Genomic DNA, 25,928 nt, shown 5'->3' with positions numbered 1-25,928 from the left:
CCATGCGAGTGTTGAAGTTCGGCGGTACATCAGTGGCAAATGCAGAGCGCTTTCTGCGGGTTGCCGATATTCTGGAAAGCAATGCCAGACAGGGGCAGGTCGCGACCGTTCTCTCTGCCCCCGCAAAAATTACCAACCATCTGGTGGCGATGATTGAGAAGACCATCGGTGGTCAGGATGCTTTAGCCAATATCAGCGACGCCGAACGCATTTTCTCTGAGCTGTTGGTGGGTCTTGCCGCCGCGCAACCGGGTTTCCCGCAGGCTCCGCTCAAAGCCTTTGTTGAACAAGAGTTTGCACAGATTAAGCACGTCCTGCACGGTATCAGCCTGCTGGGTCAGTGCCCGGACAGCATCAATGCCGCGCTTATTTGCCGTGGTGAAAAAATGTCGATCGCCATCATGGCTGGCCTGCTGGAAGCGCGCGGGCACAACGTGACGGTCATCGACCCGGTAGAGAAATTGCTGGCGGTAGGCAATTACCTCGAATCTACCGTTGATATTGCCGAATCTACGCGCCGCATTGCCGCCAGCCGTATTCCTGCGGACCATATGGTTCTGATGGCAGGATTTACCGCCGGGAATGAGAAAGGAGAGTTAGTGGTGCTGGGGCGTAATGGCTCTGACTACTCTGCCGCCGTACTGGCCGCCTGTTTGCGCGCCGATTGTTGTGAGATCTGGACCGATGTCGATGGCGTATATACCTGCGATCCGCGCCAGGTACCCGACGCCCGACTGCTGAAGTCGATGTCTTATCAGGAAGCGATGGAGCTTTCTTACTTCGGCGCTAAAGTGCTGCACCCGCGCACCATTACCCCTATTGCCCAGTTCCAGATCCCGTGCCTGATTAAAAATACCGGCAATCCACAAGCGCCCGGCACGCTTATCGCTGCCAGCAGTGATGATGACGATTTGCCGGTAAAAGGGATTTCTAACCTCAATAACATGGCGATGTTTAGCGTCTCCGGCCCTGGGATGAAAGGCATGGTGGGGATGGCGGCGCGTGTTTTTGCCGTGATGTCGCGCGCAGGCATCTCGGTGGTGCTGATCACCCAATCCTCTTCTGAATACAGCATCAGCTTCTGCGTCCCGCAGGGCGACTGCGCGCGTGCGCAACGCGCCATGCAGGATGAATTCTATCTCGAGCTGAAAGAAGGCTTGCTGGAGCCGCTGGCGGTGACTGAGCGTCTGGCGATCATCTCGGTCGTTGGCGATGGTATGCGCACGTTGCGTGGCATCTCGGCGAAATTTTTTGCCGCGCTGGCTCGCGCGAACATTAATATCGTGGCAATCGCCCAGGGCTCGTCTGAGCGTTCCATTTCGGTAGTGGTGAATAACGACGACGCGACCACTGGCGTGCGTGTGACCCATCAGATGCTGTTCAACACCGATCAGGTGATTGAAGTATTTGTCATTGGCGTTGGCGGCGTGGGCGGTGCGCTGCTGGAGCAGCTTAAACGTCAGCAAACCTGGCTTAAAAAGAAGCATATCGATTTGCGCGTGTGCGGTGTGGCGAACTCGAAGGCCCTGCTGACCAACGTCCATGGTCTGAATCTGGAAAACTGGCAGTCGGAGCTGGAAAGCGCGAAAGAGCCTTTCAACCTGGGGCGCTTAATTCGTCTGGTGAAAGAATATCATCTGCTCAATCCGGTGATTGTCGACTGTACGTCAAGTCAGGCGGTCGCGGATCAGTATGCGGATTTCCTGCGCGAAGGCTTCCATGTGGTTACGCCGAATAAAAAGGCCAACACGTCGTCGATGGATTACTACCATCAGCTGCGTTTTGCTGCGGCGAAGTCTCGTCGTAAATTCCTGTACGACACCAACGTAGGCGCGGGCTTGCCGGTAATTGAGAACCTGCAAAATCTGCTCAGCGCGGGCGATGAACTGCAACGTTTCTCCGGTATTCTTTCTGGTTCGCTGTCGTTTATTTTCGGCAAGCTGGATGAAGGCATGAGCTTCTCCGAGGCCACCACCATGGCGCGTGAGCTGGGCTATACCGAACCCGATCCGCGTGACGATCTATCCGGTACGGACGTGGCGCGTAAGCTGCTGATCCTGGCCCGTGAAACCGGTCGTGAGCTGGAGCTTTCTGACATTGTTATTGAGCCGGTCCTGCCAAAAGAGTTTGATGATTCCGGTGATGTTTCCGCGTTTATGGCGAAATTGCCGCAGCTGGATGACGCCTTTGCCGCGCGTGTGGCGAAAGCCCGTGATGAGGGGAAAGTATTACGCTATGTTGGCAATATTGAAGAGGATGGCGTCTGTCGCGTAAAAATAGAAGCAGTAGACGGCAACGATCCGCTGTTCAAAGTGAAAAACGGTGAAAACGCGTTGGCGTTTTACAGCCACTATTATCAGCCGCTACCGTTGGTTCTGCGCGGATACGGCGCGGGTAACGACGTGACGGCGGCGGGCGTATTTGCCGACCTGCTACGCACCCTTTCATGGAAGTTAGGAGTCTGACATGGTGAGAGTTTATGCCCCGGCTTCCAGCGCCAATATGAGCGTCGGGTTTGATGTGCTCGGAGCAGCGGTAACTCCGGTGGACGGTTCGCTGTTAGGCGATGTGGTATCCGTTGAGGCGGCTGACAATTTCAGCCTCAACAACCTCGGTCGCTTTGCCAATAAGCTGCCGCCTGAGCCGCGAGAAAATATTGTCTACCAGTGCTGGGAGCGATTCTGTCAGGAGCTGGGTAAAAGCGTTCCGGTGGCGATGACGCTGGAAAAAAATATGCCGATTGGCTCCGGGTTAGGCTCCAGCGCGTGTTCCGTTGTGGCGGCGCTGGTCGCCATGAACGAGCATTGCGGTAAACCGCTCAACGATACGCGCCTGTTGGCGATAATGGGTGAGCTGGAAGGGCGTATCTCCGGCAGTATTCATTACGATAACGTCGCCCCGTGCTTTTTGGGCGGTATGCAGTTAATGATCGAAGAAAACGGCATTATCAGCCAGCAGGTGCCAGGCTTTGATGAGTGGCTGTGGGTACTCGCGTATCCGGGGATTAAAGTGTCGACGGCAGAAGCGCGGGCGATTTTACCTGCGCAGTATCGCCGTCAGGACTGTATCGCCCACGGGCGGCATCTGGCTGGGTTTATCCATGCCTGCTATTCCCGTCAGCCAGGGCTTGCCGCGAAGCTGATGAAAGATGTCATTGCTGAGCCGTACCGTACCCGCCTGCTGCCAGGCTTTAGCCAGGCGCGTCAGGCGGTAGCGGAAATCGGGGCGCTGGCCAGCGGCATCTCCGGTTCGGGACCGACGCTGTTCGCTTTGTGCGACAAGCCGGATACGGCACAGCGTGTAGCAGACTGGCTGGGTAAAAATTATCTGCAAAATCAGGAAGGCTTTGTTCATATTTGCCGGTTGGACACGGCGGGCGCACGGGTACTGGGATAATCAATGAAACTGTATAATCTGAAAGATCATAACGAACAGGTCAGCTTTGCACAGGCCGTCACGCAAGGGCTTGGCAAGAATCAGGGATTGTTTTTTCCGCACGATTTGCCGGAATTCAATCTGTCAGAAGTCGATGAGATGTTGAACCAGGATTTCGTTAGCCGCAGCGCGAAGATCCTTTCCGCATTTATCGGTGATGAAATCCCACAGGAGATTCTGGAACAGCGCGTGCGTGCGGCGTTTGCCTTCCCGGCGCCGGTTGCTCAGGTTGCCGCGGATATCGGCTGTCTGGAGCTGTTCCACGGCCCAACGCTTGCATTTAAAGACTTTGGCGGGCGCTTTATGGCGCAGATGCTGACGCATATCAGCGGCGACAAACCGGTTACCATTCTGACGGCGACCTCTGGAGACACTGGTGCGGCAGTCGCACATGCCTTTTATGGCCTGAAAAATGTGCGCGTGGTGATCCTTTATCCGAACGGCAAGATTAGCCCATTACAGGAAAAACTGTTCTGTACACTGGGTGGCAATATTGAAACCGTGGCGATTGATGGCGATTTTGATGCCTGTCAGGCGCTGGTGAAACAGGCGTTTGATGACGAAGAGCTGAAGGTAGCTTTGGGGCTGAATTCGGCTAACTCAATCAACATCAGCCGTCTGCTGGCGCAAATCTGTTACTACTTTGAGGCCGTGGCTCAACTGCCGCAAGAGGCGCGTAATCAGCTGGTTATTTCCGTTCCCAGCGGCAACTTTGGCGATCTGACTGCCGGGCTGCTGGCAAAATCACTGGGCTTGCCAGTGAAGCGTTTTATCGCGGCGACCAACGTCAACGATACGGTTCCACGCTTTCTTGCACAAGGTGAGTGGGCGCCGAAAGCGACTCAGGCGACGTTGTCGAATGCGATGGATGTCAGCCAGCCAAATAACTGGCCGCGGGTGGAAGAACTGTTCCGACGTAAAATCTGGCGTCTGAATGAGCTGGGTTATGCCGCTGTTGATGATGCCACTACTCAGGACACGATGCGTGAGCTGCATGAGATGGGGTACACCTCAGAACCGCATGCGGCGGTGGCTTACCGTGCGCTGCGTGACCAACTGAACCCTGGCGAGTACGGCCTGTTCCTCGGCACTGCGCATCCGGCCAAGTTTAAAGAAAGCGTTGAAGAGATTCTTGACCTGACGCTGGCGCTGCCAAAAGCGCTGGCGGAACGCGCGGACCTGCCGCTGCTTTCTCATCACCTGCCTGCTGATTTTGCTGAATTGCGCAAGCTGATGATGACCCGCGGTTAACGGTTGTGCCCGCTGGCGCTTTGCTTAGCGGGCCTACAAAACCTGTCGGCCGGATCGGGCGTTCGCCGCCATCCGGCCTTTTTACTACTGCTCCTGGCGCTTAAACACCAGTTCGCCATTTCCTGACGCTTCTTCATCAAAGAAATAGCCTTCGCTGTTAAAGGCGGTCAGCTGTTCTGGCTGCGTTAAGCGGTTCTCAATAATGTAGCGACTCATCAGGCCGCGCGCTTTTTTGGCATAGAAGCTGATGACTTTGAACTTGCCGTTCTTCTCGTCGAGGAAGACCGGTTTGATAAGCTCCGCATTGAGCTTTTTCGGCTTCACGGATTTAAAATACTCATCCGAGGCGAGGTTAATCACTACGCTGTCGCCTTGCGCTTCCAGCGCTTCGTTAAGTTTATCGGTGATGGTATCTCCCCAGAACTGGTAGAGATCTTTACCTTTCGCATTGGCCAGACGAATACCCATCTCCAGACGGTAAGGCTGCATCAAATCCAGCGGACGCAAAACGCCGTACAGCCCGGACAACATCCGTAAGTGTTGCTGAGCGAAGTCGAAATCCGCTTCGCTGAAGGTTTCAGCCTGCAGTCCGGTATACACGTCGCCTTTAAATGCCAGAATGGCCTGGCGCGCGTTTTCCGGCGTGAAGTCAGGCTGCCAGTCATGGAAACGCGTGGCGTTCAGATCCGCCAGCTTGTCGCTAATTCCCATCAGCTTGCCAATTTGCGGAGCAGAGAGTTGGCGCGCCACGTGAATAAGCTGCTGAGAGTGATCCAGCAGTTCGGGCAATGTATGACGTGTCGTTGCCAGCGGACTTTGGTAGTCGAGCGTTTTTGCAGGTGAAATCAGAATCAGCATATCCAGTCCTTGCAGGAAATTTACTGCGACTTTAGCAAAAAAAACGACAGAATTGATCGATGGTTGCGATTGCCGCGCTATCCGCGCGGCGTCTCATCCCAGCTTTCGGGCGCAAGTTGTTGTCTGATATCAGGATAACGGCGCGGATCGAATTCTGGGCGCACCCCGAGTTTGCGTTGGCGTAGATAGTCGCAGGCGATCGTCTGCACAACCGGTGAAAGCAGCAGAATCGCCGTCAGGTTAGTGATGGCCATACACGCCATAATGATGTCCGCCAACTGCCAGATCAGCGGAACGCTGACTAACGTTCCGCCGATAACGGTGCTAACGGTGGCGATCCGTAATAGCCAGATGACGCGGATATTGTCCAGCTTCAGGAAAACGAGGTTGTTTTCCGCATAGATATAGTTGGCCACGATAGAGCTAAAGGCAAACAGAATCACAATTAACGCCACGAATCCGGCACCCCATTCTCCCGTCACTGAAACCATCGCTTTCTGAAGTAACTGGATGCCTTCCATCGGTACATAGCTGGCGTCATTACCCGCCAACAGAACAATCATCGCGCTGGCCGTACAGAGAATCAGCGTATCAACTAATACTCCGATCATTTGCACAATGCCTTGTGCCGCAGGATGCGGAGGCCAGGATGCTGCTGACGCGGCCGCGTTCGGAGTTGATCCCATTCCGGCCTCATTAGAAAACATACCGCGTTGAAAGCCGCTGGCAATGGCCTGGCTTAGTGTATACCCGGCGGCACCGGCTGCGGCTTCCTGCCAGCCAAAGGCACTTTTTATAATGGTCATGATAATGCCGGGGAGCTGCCCGAAATGCCAAAGACAGATGACGATGCTGCAACCGACCCACAACAGCGCCATCATCGGAACGAACCATTGCATCAGGCGGGCAACGCCTTTAATGCCGCCAACGATTGCCAATAATGACACTATTGCCAGTGCGATACCGGTGAAGAGGGGAGGGATATCAAAAGCAAAGGTCAGCGCATGAGAGACCGAATTAGCCTGAACGCTGTTAAAAATCAGACCATAAGCAATGAGTAAAAAGATGGCAAAAAGAACGCCCATCCAGCGCATGCCCAGCCCACGCTCCATATACCACGCAGGTCCGCCGCGAAACTGTCCCTTGCTGTCGCGCTCTTTATACAGTTGGGCAAGAGAGCTCTCGGCAAATGACGTCGCCATACCAATGATCGCCGAGACCCACATCCAGAACACGGCTCCCGCGCCGCCAGCGGCAATCGCCAACGCCACGCCCGCCAGATTTCCGCTACCGATACGTGCGGCAAGACTGGTGCATAAAGCCTGAAAGGAAGTTAAACCGCCCGGCTGCGGGCTGATGCTGTTTTTAAGACTTTTGCCAAACTGGCGAATATAGCGAAACTGAATAAACCCTGTACGCCAGGTGAACCAACATCCTGCGCCAAGCAGGAGGTAGATCATCACCGATCCCCAGAGTATTTCATTAATAAATGAGAAAAAATCAGGCATTAACATCCCTCTTGTTGATGCCGGTAAGCGCGAATATTCCCGTGTAAGCGCTACCAATAATCGACCAGTATATACCTTATAGGGTGATTGATTGCGGGAGTTTATCATAACAATCGTTATATCCCTTAATTGCGCATCACAGGCTTTGCGATGCGTAATCAGGGCTGAGCGGCTGGTCGGACAATCCAGGCGGTTGCGCTGAGGGTGCGTCGTGCTATCATCAGGGAAGATCGGTTACATCCCCCTAACAAGCTGTTTAAAGAGAATCGCTATCATGACGGACAAATTGACCTCCCTTCGTCAGTTCACCACAGTAGTGGCCGACACCGGAGACATCGCGGCAATGAAGCTGTATCAGCCTCAGGATGCCACAACTAACCCTTCTCTCATTCTTAACGCAGCGCAGATCCCGGAATACCGCAAGCTGATTGATGACGCTGTAGCCTGGGCTAAGCAGCAGAGCAACGACCGTGCGCAGCAGGTCGTCGACGCGACCGACAAGCTGGCAGTAAATATCGGTCTGGAGATCCTCAAACTGGTCCCAGGTCGTATCTCCACTGAAGTTGACGCTCGTCTGTCCTACGACACCGACGCGTCCATCGCTAAAGCAAAACGCCTGATCAAAATGTACAACGATGCTGGCATCAGCAACGATCGCATCCTGATTAAACTGGCTTCAACCTGGCAGGGCATCCGTGCCGCTGAGCAGCTGGAAAAAGAAGGCATCAACTGTAACCTGACTCTGCTGTTCTCCTTCGCGCAGGCGCGTGCATGTGCAGAAGCTGGCGTATATCTGATTTCTCCGTTCGTTGGCCGTATTCTTGACTGGTACAAAGCCAATACCGACAAGAAAGAGTATGCACCGGCAGAAGATCCGGGTGTGGTTTCCGTAACGGAAATCTACGAGTACTACAAACAGCACGGTTACGAAACCGTAGTTATGGGTGCGAGCTTCCGTAACATCGGCGAAATCATTGAGCTGGCAGGCTGCGATCGTCTGACGATTGCTCCGGCACTGCTGAAAGAACTGGCGGAAAGCGAAGGTGCTATCGAACGTAAACTGTCTTTCTCCGGCGAAGTGAAAGCGCGCCCTGCACGTATCACCGAAGCTGAGTTCCTGTGGCAGCACAACCAGGATCCGATGGCTGTAGACAAACTGGCGGACGGTATCCGTAAGTTTGCTGTAGACCAGGGTAAACTGGAAAAAATGATCGGCGATCTGCTGTAATCATTAGTGCGTGGCCCTGATATGGGTCACGCTACCTCTTCTGAAACCTGTCTGTCCTTCCCTTCGCAGTGTATCATTCTGTTTAACGAGACTGTTTAAACGGAATAATCATGAATACTTTACGCATTGGCCTGGTTTCCATTTCTGACCGTGCTTCCAGCGGCGTTTACCAGGATAAAGGTATCCCGGCCCTTGAAGAGTGGCTGGCGTCTGCCCTTACCACCCCTTTTGAGCTGCAAACGCGGTTGATCCCGGATGAACAGGCGATCATCGAACAGACCTTATGCGAGTTGGTAGACGAAATGAGTTGTCATCTGGTGCTGACTACCGGCGGAACGGGTCCGGCCCGTCGTGACGTAACGCCTGATGCGACGCTTGCCGTAGCCGACCGTCAGATGCCGGGCTTTGGTGAGCAGATGCGCCAGATAAGCCTGCACTTTGTGCCAACGGCGATTCTTTCCCGTCAGGTTGGCGTGATTCGCAAGCAGGCGTTGATCCTGAATCTGCCTGGACAGCCAAAATCGATCAAAGAGACGCTGGAAGGCGTGAAAGATGCCGACGATAAGGTTATCGTGCCGGGTATTTTTGCAAGTGTACCGTATTGTATACAGCTATTAGATGGGCCGTATGTGGAAACCACACCGACTGTTGTAGCATCTTTTCGTCCTAAAAGCGCAATACGCGATACAAATGCCTGAAAGTAGCCCGATCGTGACATAAGTGCCAATGACAGTGGAGTATTGAATTGTTTACGATATAGTAATTTTTGCTTTACATATATCGACGAACAGATTCAATTACTTCACTGACTCATGGTTTGCTATGTCACAACACACTCGACCGCTGAATCGCCAGGATTATAAAACCCTTACGCTTGCTGCCCTTGGTGGTGCGCTTGAGTTTTATGATTTCATTATCTTTGTCTTCTTTGCCGCTGTTGTTGGCGAGCTCTTCTTCCCCGCAGACATCCCTGAATGGCTACGTCAGGTGCAAACCTTCGGCATTTTTGCCGCCGGCTATCTGGCGCGTCCGCTGGGGGGCATCATCATGGCGCACTTTGGCGATCTGGTCGGGCGCAAGAAAATGTTCACCCTGAGCATTTTGCTGATGGCGATACCGACGCTGGCGATTGGTCTGTTGCCTACTTACGCCTCAATGGGGATCCTCGCGCCGCTGCTGTTACTGCTGATGCGTATTTTGCAAGGCGCTGCCATCGGCGGAGAAGTTCCGGGCGCGTGGGTGTTTGTGGCGGAGCATGTACCGGAGCGTCGCATCGGCATTGCCTGCGGAACGCTGACTGCCGGCCTGACGGTGGGAATTCTGCTGGGGTCGGTGGTTGCGACGCTGGTGAACACCAGCCTGACGCTGCAGGCGGTGCATGATTACGGCTGGCGTATTCCTTTCCTGCTGGGGGGCGTGTTTGGGCTGGTGGCGATGTACCTGCGTCGCTGGCTGCAGGAGACACCCATATTTCTCGAAATGCAGCAGCGTAAAGCGTTGGCGCAAGAGCTACCGGTGAAGTCAGTGGTGAGCAAACATAAAAAAGCGGTAGTTATTTCAATGCTGCTGACCTGGCTGCTATCGGCTGGGATTGTGGTGGTGATCCTGATGTCACCAGTCTGGTTGCAGAAGCAGTATGGCTTTGCGCCGGCGCTAACGTTACAAGCCAACAGTGTCGCTACCATTATGCTGTGCGTCGGTTGCCTGCTGGCTGGGTTTATTGTCGATCGGGTCGGCGCCAGCAAAACCTTTATTGTCGGCAGCCTGATGCTGGCCTGTTCAAGCTGGTTTTTCTATCACCTGACCGGCAGCCATCCCCAGCATTTGTTCCTGTTATACGGGCTGGTGGGGTTATGCGTTGGCGTGGTGGGTGCTGTGCCTTATGTGATGGTGCGGGCGTTTCCGGCGGAAGTCCGCTTTACCGGAATATCCTTTTCTTACAACGTGTCGTACGCCATTTTTGGTGGTCTGACGCCAATCGCCGTCACGATGTTAATGAGCGTGTCGCCAATGGCTCCGGCCTGGTATGTGCTGGCGTTATCGCTGGTAGGGCTAGGTTTGGGGATTTGGCTGCGACAGGATCTTTATCATCGCGATTCGAGCGTACAGGCAGAGTTACAGCGCTTGTAAGGAATATCCCCCCGTCAGGGGGGATAGCATCAGATTAGTGCGCTTCACCAATTGGCAGGATGGTACGGCCAAACTGTTCGTTCAGCACTTCACCCATCGCCAGGTAAATGGCGCTTGCGCCACACACTAAGCCTACCCAGCCAGCAACGTGAATGATCGCTTCGTTACCCGCAATGTTGCCCACGGCCAGCAGGGCGAACAGCACTGTCAGGCTCAGGAACACGAACTGCAGCATGCGCGCCGCTTTCAGCGTACCGAAGAACATGAACAGAGTGAACACGCCCCACAGACCGAGGTAAGCGCCCAGGAACTGACTATTGGTTGCATCCGCCAGGCCCATTTTCGGCATCAGCAGGATCGCAACCAGCGTCAGCCAGAACGAACCGTAGGAGGTAAAGGCGGTTAAACCGAAGGTGTTGCCTTTTTTATATTCCAGCAGTCCGGCAAAAATTTGCGCGATACCGCCGTAGAAAATGCCCATCGCCAGAATAATAACGTCCAGAGCGAAGAAACCCGCGTTGTGCAGGTTAAGCAGAATGGTGGTCATGCCAAAGCCCATCAGGCCCAGCGGTGCCGGATTAGCCAACTTAGTGTTGCCCATAATTCCTCAAAATCATCATTGATTGAATGGTGAAATAGTTTCCCCGAATAACGATCGCTGTCTTCGGGGCGCGGCATGATAATCAGGGGAGAGGGCACTGTCTATGATCTAACGAAGGGTAAATGAATTATTTTCCCTGTGATGGGCATCACGCTAGCCAGTTACGGCGGTGCTGCTCAGCAGAAGGCCCATAAGCAGGCTGGCGGAAAGGGTTAACACGGATTTCATGGAGTTTCTCTTTGACGGCTGCAAAAGTGTGTGACTTCAGACCATATTACCGTCGTCATAAAAACGATTCATGCTCGTAATCTTTTCTTTTTATTGCAATTTTCATGTGAATGACTTTCCTGGTTTAATTGGTTGTATGAATTAATTCTGGTTGGCGACTATTCATTTTTCTCTCTTTTTGCCTTTTTTCTGCGAATTTATTGCCACAAGGCTAAAAAAATTTTTCATGCCCCCCTTGATGACGTGGGTTACGACCCCATCTTGTAGACAACCGCAGTGGTGAGTCTGAAAAAAAACGATTCAGGGTAGTTGAAACCGCACGTTTCGCCCTTATTACAGATTCACAACCACATGATGACCGAATTTTTAGTGGAGACGTTTAGATGGGTAAAATTATTGGTATCGACCTGGGTACTACCAACTCTTGTGTAGCGATTATGGATGGCACTACTGCACGTGTGCTGGAGAACGCCGAGGGCGATCGCACCACGCCTTCTATCATTGCTTATACCCAGGATGGTGAAACTCTGGTTGGTCAGCCGGCTAAACGTCAGGCAGTGACAAACCCGCAAAACACCCTGTTTGCGATTAAACGCCTGATTGGCCGCCGCTTCCAGGACGAAGAAGTGCAGCGTGATGAAGCCATCATGCCGTACAAAATCATCGGTGCTGACAACGGTGATGCATGGATTGACGTAAAAGGTCAGAAAATGGCACCGCCGCAGATTTCTGCTGAAGTGCTGAAAAAAATGAAGAAAACGGCTGAAGATTACTTGGGTGAACCGGTAACTGAAGCAGTTATCACCGTACCTGCATATTTTAACGATGCTCAGCGTCAGGCAACCAAAGACGCCGGCCGTATCGCAGGTCTGGAAGTAAAACGTATCATCAACGAACCAACCGCAGCTGCACTGGCTTACGGTCTGGATAAAGAAGTCGGCAACCGTACTATCGCGGTTTATGACCTGGGTGGTGGTACTTTCGATATCTCTATTATCGAAATCGACGAAGTTGACGGTGAAAAAACCTTCGAAGTTCTGGCAACCAACGGTGATACCCACCTGGGTGGTGAAGACTTCGATAGCCGTATGATCAACTACCTGGTTGACGAATTTAAGAAAGATCAGGGTATCGACCTGCGTAACGACCCGCTGGCGATGCAGCGTCTGAAAGAAGCCGCTGAGAAAGCGAAGATCGAACTGTCTTCCGCTCAGCAGACCGACGTGAACCTGCCGTATATCACTGCAGACGCGACTGGTCCGAAACACATGAACATCAAGGTGACCCGTGCGAAACTGGAAAGCCTGGTTGAAGACCTGGTTAACCGTTCTATCGAGCCGCTGAAAGTTGCTCTGCAGGATGCTGGTCTGTCTGTTTCCGACGTTCAGGACGTTATCCTGGTCGGTGGTCAGACTCGTATGCCGATGGTACAGAAGAAAGTTGCTGAGTTCTTCGGTAAAGAGCCGCGTAAAGACGTTAACCCGGACGAAGCTGTGGCAATCGGTGCTGCCGTTCAGGGTGGTGTATTGACCGGTGATGTGAAAGACGTGCTGCTGCTGGACGTTACCCCGCTGTCTCTGGGTATCGAAACCATGGGTGGCGTGATGACTGCACTGATCGCGAAAAACACCACTATCCCGACCAAGCACAGCCAGGTGTTCTCTACCGCTGAAGACAACCAGTCTGCGGTAACCATCCACGTGCTGCAGGGTGAACGTAAACGTGCCGCTGATAACAAAGATCTGGGTCAATTTAACCTGGATGGCATCAGCCCGGCTCCGCGCGGTATGCCGCAGATCGAAGTTACTTTTGACATCGATGCCGACGGTATCCTGCACGTTTCCGCGAAAGACAAAAATAGCGGTAAAGAGCAGAAGATTACCATCAAGGCTTCTTCTGGTCTGAACGAAGAAGAAATTCAGAAAATGGTTCGTGAAGCAGAAGCGAACGCAGAATCTGACCGTAAGTTTGAAGAGCTGGTTCAGACCCGTAACCAGGGTGACCATCTGCTGCACAGCACTCGCAAGCAGGTTGAAGAAGCAGGCGACAAACTGCCGGCTGATGACAAAACTGCCATCGAGTCTGCACTGACCGCGCTGGAAACTTCTCTGAAAGGCGAAGACAAAGCGGATATCGAAGCGAAAATGCAGGCGCTGGCACAGGTTTCCCAGAAACTGATGGAAATCGCTCAGCAGCAGCACGCACAGCAGCAGGCTGGCGCAGCAGGTGCTGATGCTTCTGCAAACAACGCGAAAGATGACGACGTTGTCGACGCTGAGTTTGAAGAAGTGAAAGACAAAAAATAATCGCCCTTTGAACGGGTAATTACTGGCACGGGCGAAGAGGTTTCCTCTCCGCCCGTGCACGCATGTTAGGGGCAGATAAAAAGAGATGGCTAAGCAAGACTATTACGAGATTTTAGGCGTTTCCAAATCAGCGGAAGAGCGTGAAATCAAAAAGGCCTACAAGCGCCTGGCCATGAAATATCACCCGGACCGCAACCAGGGTGATAAAGAGGCCGAAGCCAAGTTTAAAGAGATCAAAGAAGCGTACGAGATCCTCACCGATGCGCAAAAACGTGCGGCTTATGATCAGTACGGCCATGCAGCGTTTGAGCAAGGCGGTATGGGCGGCGGCGGCGGTTTTGGCGGCGGGGCCGACTTCAGCGATATCTTTGGTGACGTGTTTGGCGATATCTTTGGCGGCGGTCGCGGTCGTCAGCGCGCCTCACGTGGTGCTGATTTACGTTACAACATGGATCTCACTCTGGAAGAAGCCGTGCGTGGCGTCACCAAAGAGATCCGTATTCCGACGCTGGAAGAGTGTGATGTTTGCCACGGCAGCGGTGCGAAGGCGGGCACGCAACCCCAGACCTGTCCAACCTGTCACGGTTCTGGTCAGGTGCAGATGCGTCAGGGCTTTTTTGCCGTACAGCAGACCTGTCCACACTGTCAGGGCCGCGGTACGTTGATTAAAGACCCGTGCAACAAATGCCATGGTCATGGTCGCGTTGAGAAGAGCAAAACGCTGTCCGTTAAGATCCCGGCAGGGGTTGATACTGGCGACCGTATTCGTTTAGCGGGTGAAGGTGAAGCCGGTGAACATGGCGCGCCAGCAGGCGATTTGTACGTTCAGGTGCAGGTAAAACAGCACCCAATTTTCGAACGTGAAGGCAATAACCTGTACTGCGAAGTGCCGATTAACTTTGCGATGGCAGCGCTGGGCGGCGAGATTGAAGTGCCGACGCTGGATGGTCGCGTGAAGTTAAAAATCCCGGGCGAAACGCAGACCGGCAAACTGTTCCGCATGCGTGGTAAAGGCGTTAAGTCAGTACGCGGCGGCGCACAGGGCGATCTGCTGTGCCGTGTGGTGGTTGAAACCCCGGTAGGCCTCAACGACAAGCAGAAGCAGTTGCTGAAAGATCTGCAGGACAGCTTTGGCGGCCCGACCGGCGAGCAAAACAGTCCGCGCTCTAAAAGCTTCTTCGACGGTGTGAAGAAATTTTTTGACGATTTGACGCGCTAATTTACAGCTGTCTTATTAATTAAAAGGCCTTGGATTGAAGAATCCTGGGCTTTTTATTTTTGTATCGAATACAAAAATAATGAGTTAGATATAAAGAATAAATCTTCAGGAAAAATGATGAGAAATGATTTTTTAAAATAAAGATTTTCTTCTATTTTTTGCTCAGTTAATAGAAGAAAAGGTGAGTGAAATGCTTGTGCGCGAAAATGATTTTGACTTCAATTTAATTAAGATATTTAATGCCGTTGTGGAATCCGGCAACGCTTCTCGAGCTTCCGAGAGATTATCCATAACACCAGCTGCTGTTTCTCAGGCGTTAAGTCGATTACAGAATATTTATTCATTTAAGCTCTTTGAACGAACCCGAAAAGGGTTGACGCCTACGAAAAAAGGATTGGAACTCCATAAGGCCTATAGCCATGTTGTGAATGTAATCAACGCTACATATTCACTTTCAAAGAATAACTACGATCCTCCAGCAATAACTTTATTAGGGAGTGATATTGTAGAGAATTATTATCTCCATCATTTTATTAGGAATGATGAGTTAATTGAAAAGTATGAAATAAATCATTATGCAGTAAATAAAAATAGCGAAGATACTTTGGCTGAAATGTTACTTTCTGGAGTGGGTGATATTTTAATTAATCTTTCACCACCAAAAAACTTTGATATTGAAGTTCATCTTATTGACGTCTTTAGGCAATATGTTTGTATTTGTGGCAACGACAATCCACTATCAATCTTAGAGCAAATCTCACTACACCATTTTTATACTTTTTCACATGCGGTATATCAATCTGATATGTTCTCTCCGGAAGTAATGGTTTATACCAATAGCGTTGATCATAGAACAGAACGTAAAATAGGTTATCGCAGCGATTCTATGTTAGGGGTAGTCAATATAGTAGAAACAACAAATATGATCTGCATTGTACCTCTTGAGTTGGCTTCATTTTTTAAATATACCAGAGGGTATAATATTAAAATATTATCACTGCCTGATGAAATATCTTTTAAAACAATCCCTGTTTATGCATCTTTATATAAAAAAAGCAAATATTATGTTGTGCTTAGAGAGTGGATAGTGATACTGCAATCTAAATATTCATCTATAAATGATCGGGATAATTTATGTCAATGATAATAAGTTCAGAACCTGCCTTAAAATATATTATAGAGCTAGAGACTATTCTTGCGATTATTATCGTGAGTGCTTGGGGGGGAGTCGTTAGCTATCTCATGAGAGAAGCCCGGGGACGAAAGAAAAAAAATATAGCAGGATGTTTAAAACAAGTCATTATTTCATGTTTTACAGGTTTTTTACTCTCTGGCATTGCTCTTGATAAAGGTGCTGGTATAAATATGATACTCATATTGTCAGGGCTGGGAGGGGTTTTTGCTGGGCCCGTACTGAAAATGTTGAAAGATAAACTGGCACAGGTTTTTGCTAAGTGAGCTGTATTGCCCGTCCATGGGCATTACCATACTTAAAGCAAGTAAAATCTTAGTGTGATATATAGAATTATTGTAATAAATAAAATCATTGCATAATAATACAGAAACGGTTTCTGCAGGAAATGATGTTTGCTATTTAAGCATTTTATTTCTATGTTTTCATTAATCTGTACTCCTTGGCGTGGAATTGTAATGAACAAATTGTCAATGCCAAAAATTCTCAGGTCTTTTCTGACCAGATAGAGTAGTTGAGTCAGATTAGCATCACTTATAAATGTACTCCTGTCCTCCCATAATGCTTCCGCAATATGATTTTTCCTTATCACCAGTTCTTGCGCATGAGTTAGGATGAAATTTAAACATTTAGAACGCATATGAGTAAGTTTTATTGTTCGCTTCCCATCTTTACTTTTTAATTCATGGCTGGCGTTATCATACATACAACTATTTTTAATAATGTAAATGGTCATTTATATACCATGGTTAGTTTAATGTGTTCAGAAATATTAAATACAAATTTTCTGTTATTCAATACATATGCATACCTGTTGCATGTAAAAACGATACGTGTCACATAAGTTATGATATTTTTAGTTTGTATTAATTTTAAATTAAATAGGAGTTATTTATTTAATTGGCCATTAGGGGGGTAGGGAGGCATTATTGAGTTTTTTGACATAGGCTGAATGGCAATTTATAGACTTTTATTTGGGGATATATGGCATAGCATATTAATAGATGGTTTTATAGTCACATAAATTTTTTGTTTCTTCATAAAGATTTTTTTTAGATTATTTTATTACTAGTTATTTGTACGAATACTACGGTTCTGTTTATCTTACCAGCTATCGGGATTATATAGCCGATTGGAAATGAAAACTTTTTGTGAAAGGATAGAGATATGCAAATTAATAAATTACAAATTAGTCAACCAGAACCTCGTATGCCAGTTAACCAGAAAATTGATGTTGATAACGCAACGGTGCTTTCGCATAATGCAATCTATCAAACACTCCTCTCTGCAGTGATGGAAACTAATGATTATGATAATGCCATAGTTACGTTAGATCCTTATAGTACGGCACCTTTAAGCCTATATCTGGGTATTTGGGGGAAATTGAATGAAGATATCAAAATTAATGTGCAGGATAGCAAGGGGATAACGGTAGCTGTATCCTGGACCTACAGCATGCAGACCGGTGCAAACCTGATTCCAGTTTCGGGTCTGGTTGCCGGGGAGGATAACGTCGTTACCTTAATCTCAGGTGCGCAGATTGTTGGGCAATACACGGTTACCCCATCAGCATTGCCGCCATCGGATTCTGCTGATATCAGTCTTGGCTTCCCTGTCATCACTGTGACAAAGTCAGTTGACGATTCCTCATTAGTTGCAGATGGCCTTTATTTTTCAACATATTTTGATCGCTATAATCTTGCCTTTGATCAAAATGGCATCGTTCGTTGGTATGTCTCTCAGGCAATTCCTTCCTATAATTTTGTCCGAACAGACAGCGGGCATTTCCTGGCTACGTCACAAGGAATTAATCACTGCCTGGATATGTACGAATTTGACGTAATGGGCAGAGTATATGCAGTCTATCTCCTTGATAATGAGTTTCATCACTCTATTCTGCCATTAGAGAACAATCTGGCTATTGCCCCCTCGGAATATACTAATGGACGTCCAGATGATTACTCAACAGGTAAAGATGGTGTTTCCATTATCGATCTCACTTCAGGGCTTGAGGTTGCTTATTATGACATGTTAAAAGTGATGGACTATTCTCGTTCGCCACGTCCATCAGGAAGTGCACCGGGTCAATCGGCTACGATGGATGACTGGCTGCATATCAACCAGAGCTATATTAATACAACCAATAATGTGCTGGTTTCATCAGGGCGTCACCAAAGTGCCATCTTCGGTGTTGATGTCGACTCGGGCCAACTGCGTTTTATTATGGCTGATCATGAAGACTGGGCCTCCGACTTTGAGGAATACTTGCTGACACCTGTCGATGAGTCAGGTAATCCGCTGTTTGATTTTTCTACTCAAGATGGAATTGATTTAGCGAACAGTAATTTCTGGACATGGGGGCAGCATAATATCGTAGAGATTCCAAATGCTGAGATCGGTATTCTGGAGTTTTTAGTTTTTGACAATGGAAATTATCGTTCTCGAGACGATGCAAGGAGCTTGTTGCCAAAGGATAACTTTAGCCGGGTAGTTCAGTTTAGAATAGATCTAAACACGATGACGGTAACACGCTCGTATGAATATGGGAAAGATGAGGTTGGTAGCAGGGGCTACAGCAGCTTCGTAAGTGCCAAGCATTTATTGAGCAATGGTAATCTGGTCATCCATTTTGGTGCAAGCACCATGGATGAAAATGGTCGTCCTCTATCTGCCCAACCGGGATACAGTGATATTGTGGATCCGCAAGATGGAAGTCAGGCGCTGGGGATGTTGGTATTACAAGAGATCAATAAGCAGACGAAACAGCTTCTTTTTGAGGCGACGGTAACGTCAGGTTATTATAAAAATGCTGAAGTAAATGGTGATGATTATCGTTATGATATTTCTGCTTTCAGAGTTTATAAACTGCCATTATTTTGATAAGTAAAAATGAATGCGGCCATGATTGTGGCCGCATTATGTATTAAATGATCTTACTAAAAAATCATTTGCTAATATCGTCAACACGCATTGTGTGATCAGGAACAATGTTCTTCACATGCTCCATGTAATCGATTATTGCCTGAGCGGTTTGTAATCCCTTAATGTATTTAACATTTTTACTATTGGTGAAACTAAATCCACCACCGCCTTTCCCGATAAAAGAATCCAGAGCAATAGTATAAAATTGACTGTCTTCTACCGGTTTTCCTTTAATATTAAACGAAACAATACGCTGCCCCAACGGTTTTGTGCTGTCGTATTTAAACTGTACTGTTTTTGACGCGTGTAGCGTCCCATTTTTCAAATCTGCGGCATGAGACATAATTGACCTGAGATCTTTACCGCTGATCTCCACACTCATTACATCATTGGTGAATGGATACATGCTCAATACATCACCATATGTAATGTTGCCTTTGGGTAATTCGGAACGAATACCGCCAGCATTATAGAATGAGGCATCGGCGTAAGGTACCTTATACATCAAAGCATCAGTAATTAAATTACCTGTAGTAGCAGATTCACCATAAGAACGGGTCAAAATTTCAGGTGAGTAGGCGACGACTCTGTCGGTAATTTTCTTAACTTTATTGTTCCACTCATCGATTTTTGCCTGTGTTTGCGGATCAGGCTTATAGGTATCTGCGTACATCGTGATTAGCTTACCATTGTAGCTATCCACTTTTTTGGTTTCAGGGTTCCAGTCGAGGACTAACTTGCCTAACTCAATCGTGTAGGCATTAGTTGAAACCACCAACGTATCGCCGACTTTAATGGGTTCTGGAGTACCTTTATGGGCATGGCCGGTGATCAGTACGTTCAACCCGTAGCCTTCAAGCGTTTTAGCCATTTCAACGTCAGCTTTCAGCGCACGGGCAACGTCTTCATCACCACCGCTGGATTGACGACCCGGTACACCTTCATGCGCGAGCAGTACTGTCAGGTCAACTTTCCCTTTCAATTCTTCCAGTTGTTTCTTCACATACGGTACGGGATCCTGGCAGTCAACACCTTCACGGACGCCTGCGGCAATTGCTTCATAAAATGCCGAAACGCCGTGCATCCCAATAACACCAATTTTCAAACCATTTTTTTCGACGATGGTATAAGGTGTTTTAATTAATGGTTTATCACTATTGCTGTAAAACACGTTGTTGAGCAGTACCGGAAATTTAAGTTTACTCAGTTGTGTGACTAGATTTTCATGTCCATGGTCAAACTCATGATTTCCTACCGAAACGGTATCATAGGGCATGGTATTCAAAATATCGATAATGGCTTCACCTTTGGTTAAGGTGCTGATATAAGGGCCAGTAAAATAGTCACCTGCATCAAAGAAAAAAACATCTTTATCTTTTTCTTTGGCATCCTTAACTATTTTAGAGATAGGAGCAAATCCTCCTACCTCACGTGTCTTCGACACAGAAGGAATAATCCCTGGTGTAACGTGAGCATGCAAATCATTTGTGTAGTAAATGGTAATGTCTCTGGCATCTGCAGTAAAGGTTATAGCAGATGATAAACCAATACATAAAGACAAGAGGGACAGCGAGAATTTATTCTTCACATTCATATTCATATTCCATTTATTCGATATATTGACAATTACACCTCACCGCATCTGATATATCGGATGCAGAGTTTCAAACTGGGTTATTTCTTTTTTATTTATTTTGATAGTAATCAGAACTCGAAGCCAATCATATAATTCATACGGTCACCATAATCTTTATAACCTAATTTATTATTAAAGTAACGATAGGATACCGATGCAGTCCAGCTAGGTATAAATTTCCATGTGAAAGTCACTGCGCCATTCAGACCAGTATGTCCACCTTGTTGCTCTGCATAGGCATCATTACGATCCATTTCAATTTCATTCCAGTTGGAAACAGCAAATTTTTCGTTAAACATTTCAAAATTATATGCCGCAACCCAACCAAGTACATATCCGTTAAGGCCAGTAGCCTGACCGTATTTTTTTGACGTATGGTAATACCCCCATTTTTGACGGAGGTGATAAGTAGAATCAGGCCATGCGTTGAATATGTTGCATCGGCGTGAAACCATTCAACGCCATATTTGGTCGTTCATGATTATAAAACCATTGCCACTGCGTGGCATAGTTCTGCAATTCATCCAGTGATGTAAACAGGTGTTGCCCCAGCCAATCATAGCGTACCGTACGGTTGTAACGCTCAATATAGGCATTTTGCTGCGGATTGCCGGGCTGAATAAAGTTAATCTGGATGCCCCTGTCATTAGCCCATGATATCAACGTGTTACTGGTATATTCTGGTCCATTATCACATCGTATTGCTATGGGTTTACCTTTCCATTCAATGAGCTGTTCCAGCGTTCGCACAACTCGGTTTGCCGGCAGAGAAAAATCGACCTCTATTGCCAGTGCCTCACGGTTAAAATCATCGATAATATTCAGCAGACGGACTGAGCGACCATCTGATAATTGATCGTGCATGAAGTCCATCGACCAGCATTCATTACTGTTTTTAGGTACCGTCAGCGGTTCGGGCTTATCCCGTTTCAGTCGTTTTTTCGGCTTTATTCGCATGTTCAGCGATAACTCGCAGTAAATTCGGTACACCCTTTTGTGGTTGAACTTAAAGCCTTTTACGTTACGCAGATACAAAAAGCACAGGCCAAATCCCCAGTTGCGCTGATTGCCAGTGATGCGGAGCAACCAGTCGGCAATAATGACATTTTCTTCATTCAACTGAGGCTGATAGCGATAGCAACTTTCGCTGACAGCAAACAACTGGCAGGCAAAATGTATGCTGACGCTTCGACTCCTGACTGCGTCCTGTGCCATCTGCTTTCGATGCGATGGCTTCACCACTTTTTTGCCATAGCCTCCTGAATGATCTCGGCTTTTAGTCGTTCTTCGGCATACATCTTTTTAAGGCGGCGGTTTTCATCTTCCAGCTCTTTCAGACGGGCCATCATGGAGGCATCCATCCCGCCAAAGCGTGAGCGCCACTTATAGAAACTGGCGCTACTCATGCCATGCTCGCGGCACAATTCAGCCACCGGCGTTCCTGCTTCTGCTTGCTTGAGGATGGCCATGATCTGGCTGTCGGTAAAACGTGATTTTTTCATAGAAATCTCCCGGTTCAGATTACGAGAAAATTCTACTTATGAACACACCGGCTTTTCGGGGGGATTACCGTATAGTCGTTGGATAAATTGTGTATAGCCACATAGGGTTTAATGAACCATGATTTGTCTACCAGACCAAGGTAGCCGACCCCATACATCATATTCAATTCATCACCAAACGTGTTCACCATCGACATATAGAGTTTGGTCATCAACGTAAAATCAGAACCTTCTATCGGACGATAATGTCCGAGAAACTGAGTAACGTGGTTCCGTCCTTCGACTGGATGGTTGAGAACGTTCATTTCGTAAAATGAAGCAAATTCACCTCTGTCGAAAACGGCGCCAAAATCAGCCACCGCTTTCCACACTTCACCACGATCGACGTTTACGAAACCTTTATTCCAGTCACCATACCCGAGACTAATTTTCCCATATACGCGTTTTAGTTCAGCTGAATGACCATTAAAACAGGCTAAGATAAGGCATGCACCAAGTAGACTATTAATGTATTTTTTGTTCATGCTCAGCTCCGTGAGGTAAAGAAAATAATAAAGTGTAATGCTTTTGAAAAAAAGGAAGTCTATTGGTTGATGTTTTGTTTGTGAGTGATAGGTGTCGCAAAAATACCAGTGTTCGAATATTAATTTGAGAAAGTGTCGGGAGGTGTTGTTTTTTTTATGCTAACTTTATGTTTTTTTGAATATAAGGCGTGTTACCGGAGTAACGCGAATATTTTTTATCGATGCTTTTGATATTCTTTTTGTATGACTTATTCGCTATTAGCAACTTAGTGCCGAGAAAACAACATATGCTGACATTAACGAGATATAGAGAGGGTGAGGGAGGTGTTTGGGATCTTCGTCACTTGTTATTGTGCAGTTTTTTAATAGAATTTTCTGGTAAGTTTATATAAATAAAAATGATACTTTAATTATTAATATAGCGTCTGCGAATGTATTTGTTTCTTTATTTTTTTTCAATCACTCTTTATTGCATGCTGATGTAATAGTGAGTGCCAGAAATCAACCGAAAATATTAAGCCTTTTGGCAAGTTTATTGCGTAATTGGTGATGTGATAATTCAAAGGAGTTGAAATGAAAAGAACTGTTGTTGCCAGTATGATCGGACTGGCCTTATGTGCCGGAAGCGTATCGTCAACCGCGCAGGCTGCTACGGATAAACGTCCTAACTTAGTCATTATTCTTGCTGACGATTTAGGCTATGGCGATCTCGCGACTTATGGCCATCAAATCGTCAAAACCCCTAATATCGACAAGCTGGCGCAGGAAGGGGTGAAATTTACCGACTACTATGCACCTGCGCCGCTGTGTTCTCCTTCTCGTGCTGGTTTATTAACGGGGCGTATGCCGTTTCGTACCGGGATACGCTCATGGATCCCTGAAGGGAAAGACGTCGCATTAGGGCGCAATGAATTGACGATTGCTAATCTGCTGAAAGAGCAGGGCTACGACACGGCGATAATGGGCAAATTACACCTGAATGCCGGAGGAGATCGCACCGATCAGCCGCAAGCGAACGATATGGGATTCGATTACACTCTGGTGAATGCTGCCGGGTTCGTAACGGACTCAACTTTAGATACCGCAACAGAGCGCCCGCGTCATGGCATGGTACATCCAACCGGTTTTGTGCGTAATGGCAAGCCGATTGGCAGAGCGGAGACCTTCAGTGGAGAATTAGTAAGCTCTGAAGTCGTGAAGTGGTTGGACAATAAGAAAGATGATAAGCCGTTTTTCTTATACGTCGCCTTCACAGAAGTTCATAGCCCACTGGCATCGCCGAAAAAGTATCTCGATATGTATTCACAAAACATGAGCGACTACCAGAAACAGCATCCGGATCTGTTCTACGGAGATTGGGCTGATAAACCGTGGCGCGGCACGGGAGAATATTACGCCAATATCAGCTATATGGATGCGCAGGTCGGTAAAGTAATGGATAAGATTAAGGCAATGGGTGAAGAAGATAACACCATTGTCATTTTTACCAGCGATAACGGACCGGTCACACGCGAGGCTCGTAAAGTGTATGAACTGAACCTGGCGGGCGAAACGGATGGGCTTCGCGGTCGTAAAGACAATTTGTGGGAAGGCGGCATCCGTGTTCCGGCAATCATCAAGTATGGTAAACATATTCCGCAGGGGATGGTAACGGATACGCCGGTTTATGGTCTCGACTGGATGCCGACGCTGGCAAATATGATGGATTTTAAACTGCCAACAGATCGTACCTACGATGGGCAGTCTCTGGTGCCATTACTGGAACAGAAAACATTAGCGCGTCAGAAGCCACTCATTTTTGGTATTGATATGCCATTCCAGGATGATCCAACGGATGAGTGGGCTATTCGCGATGGTGACTGGAAAATGATCATCAATCGCGAAAATAAACCTAAATACCTCTACAACCTGAAAAAAGATCGTTTTGAAACCCTTAATCAGATTGGCAAGCAGCCTGATATCGAAAAACAACTGTACGGTAAGTTCCTGAAGTACAAAAAGGATATTGATAACGATTCCTTAATGAAAGCCCGAGGTGAAAAACCGACGCCAGTAACCTGGGGTTAATCGGATAACAACAAAAAAATAGAGTATGCCACTTAGGGCTATGCCCGCCTGGCTCAGTATTTTTATGCTGAGCCGGGTTCTTTTATTTATGGACCTCCGTGATGCAAAGGAAAAGTTGTCAGGTAATGGTTAAGCCGACAGGATCAGTATGCAATCTGGACTGCAAATACTGTTTTTACCTGGAAAAAGAGAAGCTCTATCCAGACAGAAAAGCAAATTTCAAAATGTCAGATGAAATGCTTGAATTATTCATCAAGCAACACATTGCCGCACAGGATGTGGATGACGTCATTTTTGCATGGCAAGGTGGAGAACCGACTCTGATGGGGCGCGCGTTTTACCAGCGGGCGATTGAACTTCAGCAGCGTTACGCTGAGGGGAGAACCATAGTAAATACCTTTCAGACTAATGGCGTTTTGATCGACGAAGAATGGGCTGAGTTTTTCAAGAAGAATGATTTTCTGGTGGGGATTTCTGTTGACGGTGACGCCGCGCTACATGATGAATGGCGTGTTACTCGTTCGGGTAAACCGACACATGAGAAAGTGGAGCAGGCCATTAAACGCCTGGTACGTCACGGCGTTGAGTTTAATACGCTGACGGTGGTTAACCACACTAATATGTCTCATCCACTGCAGGTTTACCAATATCTGAAAAGCATTGGTAGCCAGTATATGCAGTTTATTCCATTAGTGGAGAGGCGTAGTGACAACAGCGATGCCGAGTTGGCTGCACCCTGTGATAAACAAACGAAAATGATGCCGTGGTCCGTTGACTCACTTGAATTCGGCCATTTTCTCAATGCTATTTTTGATATCTGGATCCGTGAGGATATTGGTAATATTGGCATACAGATATTTGAGCAGACGCTGGCTGCCTGGTGCGGATTACCTCCGCATGTGTGCGTGTTTTCTCCAACGTGCGGCAGTGCATTCGCAATGGAAATGAATGGTGATGTTTATAACTGCGATCACTTTGTCTATCCGCAGTACAAACTAGGGAATATTCAGCATACAATGGTGCGTGCGATGAACAATAGTGAGCAAAATTGGCAATTCGGCAATGATAAAAGCCGTACCATGGCGCAAGAATGTTACTCCTGTCAGTGGCGGTTTGCTTGCAATGGGGGATGTCCTAAACACCGATTTCTCCCCTCAGTCTCAGGAGTATCGAATCAGAACTTTTTATGTGCTGGTTATCAGTTGTTTTTTTCCCATACTGCACTAGCGATGGGGGCGATGAAAACGCTCTATGAAAATAATATTTCGCCAGCAGAGATAAAAACAATATTTGTGTGATAGTAATATTCGCAGGGAGTGAA

At 48.0% G+C, this 25,928-nt stretch carries 18 protein-coding genes and 2 pseudogenes; 13 read left to right on the top strand and 7 right to left on the bottom strand.

What is annotated here, in order from left to right; genetic code table 11:
• Positions 1 to 2 precede the first annotated feature (2 nt).
• From thrA to thrC, 3 genes are read left to right on the top strand one after another with little or no spacing between them, the layout of a single operon-like run.
• On the top strand, positions 3 to 2,465 hold the full coding sequence (thrA, locus tag HV237_RS20335; protein ID WP_047358365.1) for a bifunctional aspartate kinase/homoserine dehydrogenase I: 2,463 nt from the start codon (positions 3 to 5) through the stop codon (positions 2,463 to 2,465).
• Position 2,466: 1 nt separating this feature from the next.
• Entirely contained in the window at positions 2,467 to 3,396 is a 930-nt protein-coding gene (thrB, locus tag HV237_RS20330; RefSeq protein WP_019078325.1) for a homoserine kinase, read from the top strand.
• A gap of 3 nt (positions 3,397 to 3,399) precedes the next feature.
• Positions 3,400 to 4,686 (top strand): threonine synthase, encoded by a 1,287-nt coding sequence (gene thrC / locus HV237_RS20325; protein WP_019078326.1) that lies wholly within the window; start codon positions 3,400 to 3,402, stop codon positions 4,684 to 4,686.
• Positions 4,687 to 4,770: 84 nt separating this feature from the next.
• Here thrC and yaaA read toward each other — a convergent pair whose 3' ends face one another.
• Positions 4,771 to 5,544, bottom strand: a complete 774-nt coding sequence (yaaA, locus tag HV237_RS20320) for a peroxide stress protein YaaA (RefSeq protein ID WP_016155647.1) — start codon at positions 5,542 to 5,544, stop codon at positions 4,771 to 4,773.
• Between the two features lie 77 nt (positions 5,545 to 5,621).
• Positions 5,622 to 7,052, bottom strand: coding sequence for a sodium:alanine symporter family protein (locus HV237_RS20315; RefSeq protein WP_047358364.1), 1,431 nt, complete (start codon positions 7,050 to 7,052; stop codon positions 5,622 to 5,624).
• Positions 7,053 to 7,326: 274 nt separating this feature from the next.
• Here HV237_RS20315 and tal point away from each other — a divergent pair, with 274 nt between their 5' ends.
• From tal to HV237_RS20300, 3 genes are all read left to right on the top strand, one after another.
• Positions 7,327 to 8,280, top strand: coding sequence for a transaldolase (gene tal, locus HV237_RS20310; protein WP_016151631.1), 954 nt, complete (start codon positions 7,327 to 7,329; stop codon positions 8,278 to 8,280).
• A 110-nt stretch (positions 8,281 to 8,390) separates the two neighbouring features.
• A complete protein-coding gene (gene mog / locus HV237_RS20305) occupies positions 8,391 to 8,978 on the top strand; it encodes a molybdopterin adenylyltransferase (protein WP_019078329.1) in 588 nt (195 codons plus the stop codon).
• A gap of 124 nt (positions 8,979 to 9,102) precedes the next feature.
• Positions 9,103 to 10,410, top strand: a complete 1,308-nt coding sequence (locus HV237_RS20300; protein ID WP_047358363.1) for an MFS transporter — start codon at positions 9,103 to 9,105, stop codon at positions 10,408 to 10,410.
• Positions 10,411 to 10,444: 34 nt separating this feature from the next.
• Here the strand turns inward: HV237_RS20300 and satP are convergent, their stop codons facing one another.
• Positions 10,445 to 11,011, bottom strand: a complete 567-nt coding sequence (gene satP / locus HV237_RS20295; protein ID WP_047358362.1) for an acetate uptake transporter — start codon at positions 11,009 to 11,011, stop codon at positions 10,445 to 10,447.
• Positions 11,012 to 11,622: 611 nt separating this feature from the next.
• Between satP and dnaK the strand changes: the two genes are divergently transcribed.
• The 5 genes from dnaK to HV237_RS20270 all read left to right on the top strand — a co-directional run bounded on the left by dnaK (position 11,623) and on the right by HV237_RS20270 (position 18,836).
• On the top strand, positions 11,623 to 13,545 hold the full coding sequence (dnaK, locus tag HV237_RS20290; protein WP_016151634.1) for a molecular chaperone DnaK: 1,923 nt from the start codon (positions 11,623 to 11,625) through the stop codon (positions 13,543 to 13,545).
• Positions 13,546 to 13,630: 85 nt separating this feature from the next.
• A complete protein-coding gene (dnaJ, locus tag HV237_RS20285) occupies positions 13,631 to 14,764 on the top strand; it encodes a molecular chaperone DnaJ (RefSeq protein WP_008786151.1) in 1,134 nt (377 codons plus the stop codon).
• Positions 14,765 to 14,954: 190 nt separating this feature from the next.
• A complete protein-coding gene (locus tag HV237_RS20280; RefSeq protein WP_047358361.1) occupies positions 14,955 to 15,908 on the top strand; it encodes a LysR family transcriptional regulator in 954 nt (317 codons plus the stop codon).
• Positions 15,899 to 16,222, top strand: coding sequence for a phage holin family protein (locus HV237_RS20275; RefSeq protein WP_047358360.1), 324 nt, complete (start codon positions 15,899 to 15,901; stop codon positions 16,220 to 16,222). Before HV237_RS20280 ends, HV237_RS20275 begins: the two co-directional genes overlap by 10 nt.
• A gap of 901 nt (positions 16,223 to 17,123) precedes the next feature.
• Entirely contained in the window at positions 17,124 to 18,836 is a 1,713-nt protein-coding gene (locus HV237_RS20270) for an aryl-sulfate sulfotransferase (protein WP_047358359.1), read from the top strand.
• Positions 18,837 to 18,900: 64 nt separating this feature from the next.
• Here HV237_RS20270 and HV237_RS20265 read toward each other — a convergent pair whose 3' ends face one another.
• The 4 genes and pseudogenes from HV237_RS20265 to HV237_RS20250 form a co-directional block, all read right to left on the bottom strand.
• Entirely contained in the window at positions 18,901 to 20,472 is a 1,572-nt protein-coding gene (locus HV237_RS20265; protein ID WP_047358358.1) for a bifunctional UDP-sugar hydrolase/5'-nucleotidase, read from the bottom strand.
• Positions 20,473 to 20,582: 110 nt separating this feature from the next.
• Positions 20,583 to 20,891: pseudogene (locus tag HV237_RS20260) on the bottom strand (outer membrane protein OmpK); the annotation flags it as partial.
• Positions 20,892 to 20,928: 37 nt separating this feature from the next.
• Positions 20,929 to 22,016 (bottom strand): IS3 family transposase gene (locus HV237_RS20255; RefSeq protein WP_095661766.1). Its coding sequence is split into 2 segments (ribosomal slippage): positions 20,929 to 21,764 and positions 21,764 to 22,016, totalling 1,089 coding nucleotides; the frame shifts between segments, so codons are not numbered across the junction.
• A 68-nt stretch (positions 22,017 to 22,084) separates the two neighbouring features.
• Positions 22,085 to 22,540, bottom strand: a pseudogene (locus tag HV237_RS20250) (hypothetical protein); the annotation flags it as partial.
• A gap of 573 nt (positions 22,541 to 23,113) precedes the next feature.
• Here HV237_RS20250 and HV237_RS20245 point away from each other — a divergent pair.
• Positions 23,114 to 24,607 carry a sulfatase-like hydrolase/transferase gene (locus tag HV237_RS20245; RefSeq protein ID WP_047358356.1) on the top strand — a complete coding sequence of 498 codons (1,494 nt, stop codon included), beginning with the start codon at positions 23,114 to 23,116 and terminating at the stop codon, positions 24,605 to 24,607.
• Positions 24,608 to 24,705: 98 nt separating this feature from the next.
• A complete protein-coding gene (locus tag HV237_RS20240) occupies positions 24,706 to 25,905 on the top strand; it encodes an anaerobic sulfatase maturase (protein WP_181541590.1) in 1,200 nt (399 codons plus the stop codon).
• Positions 25,906 to 25,928 lie beyond the last annotated feature (23 nt).

This window comes from Citrobacter sp. RHBSTW-00570 (assembly GCF_013739755.1).
Lineage (GTDB): Bacteria > Pseudomonadota > Gammaproteobacteria > Enterobacterales > Enterobacteriaceae > Citrobacter > Citrobacter braakii.
Note: the sequence above shows the minus strand (reverse complement) of the source record. Positions and strands in the feature narration are given on the sequence as shown.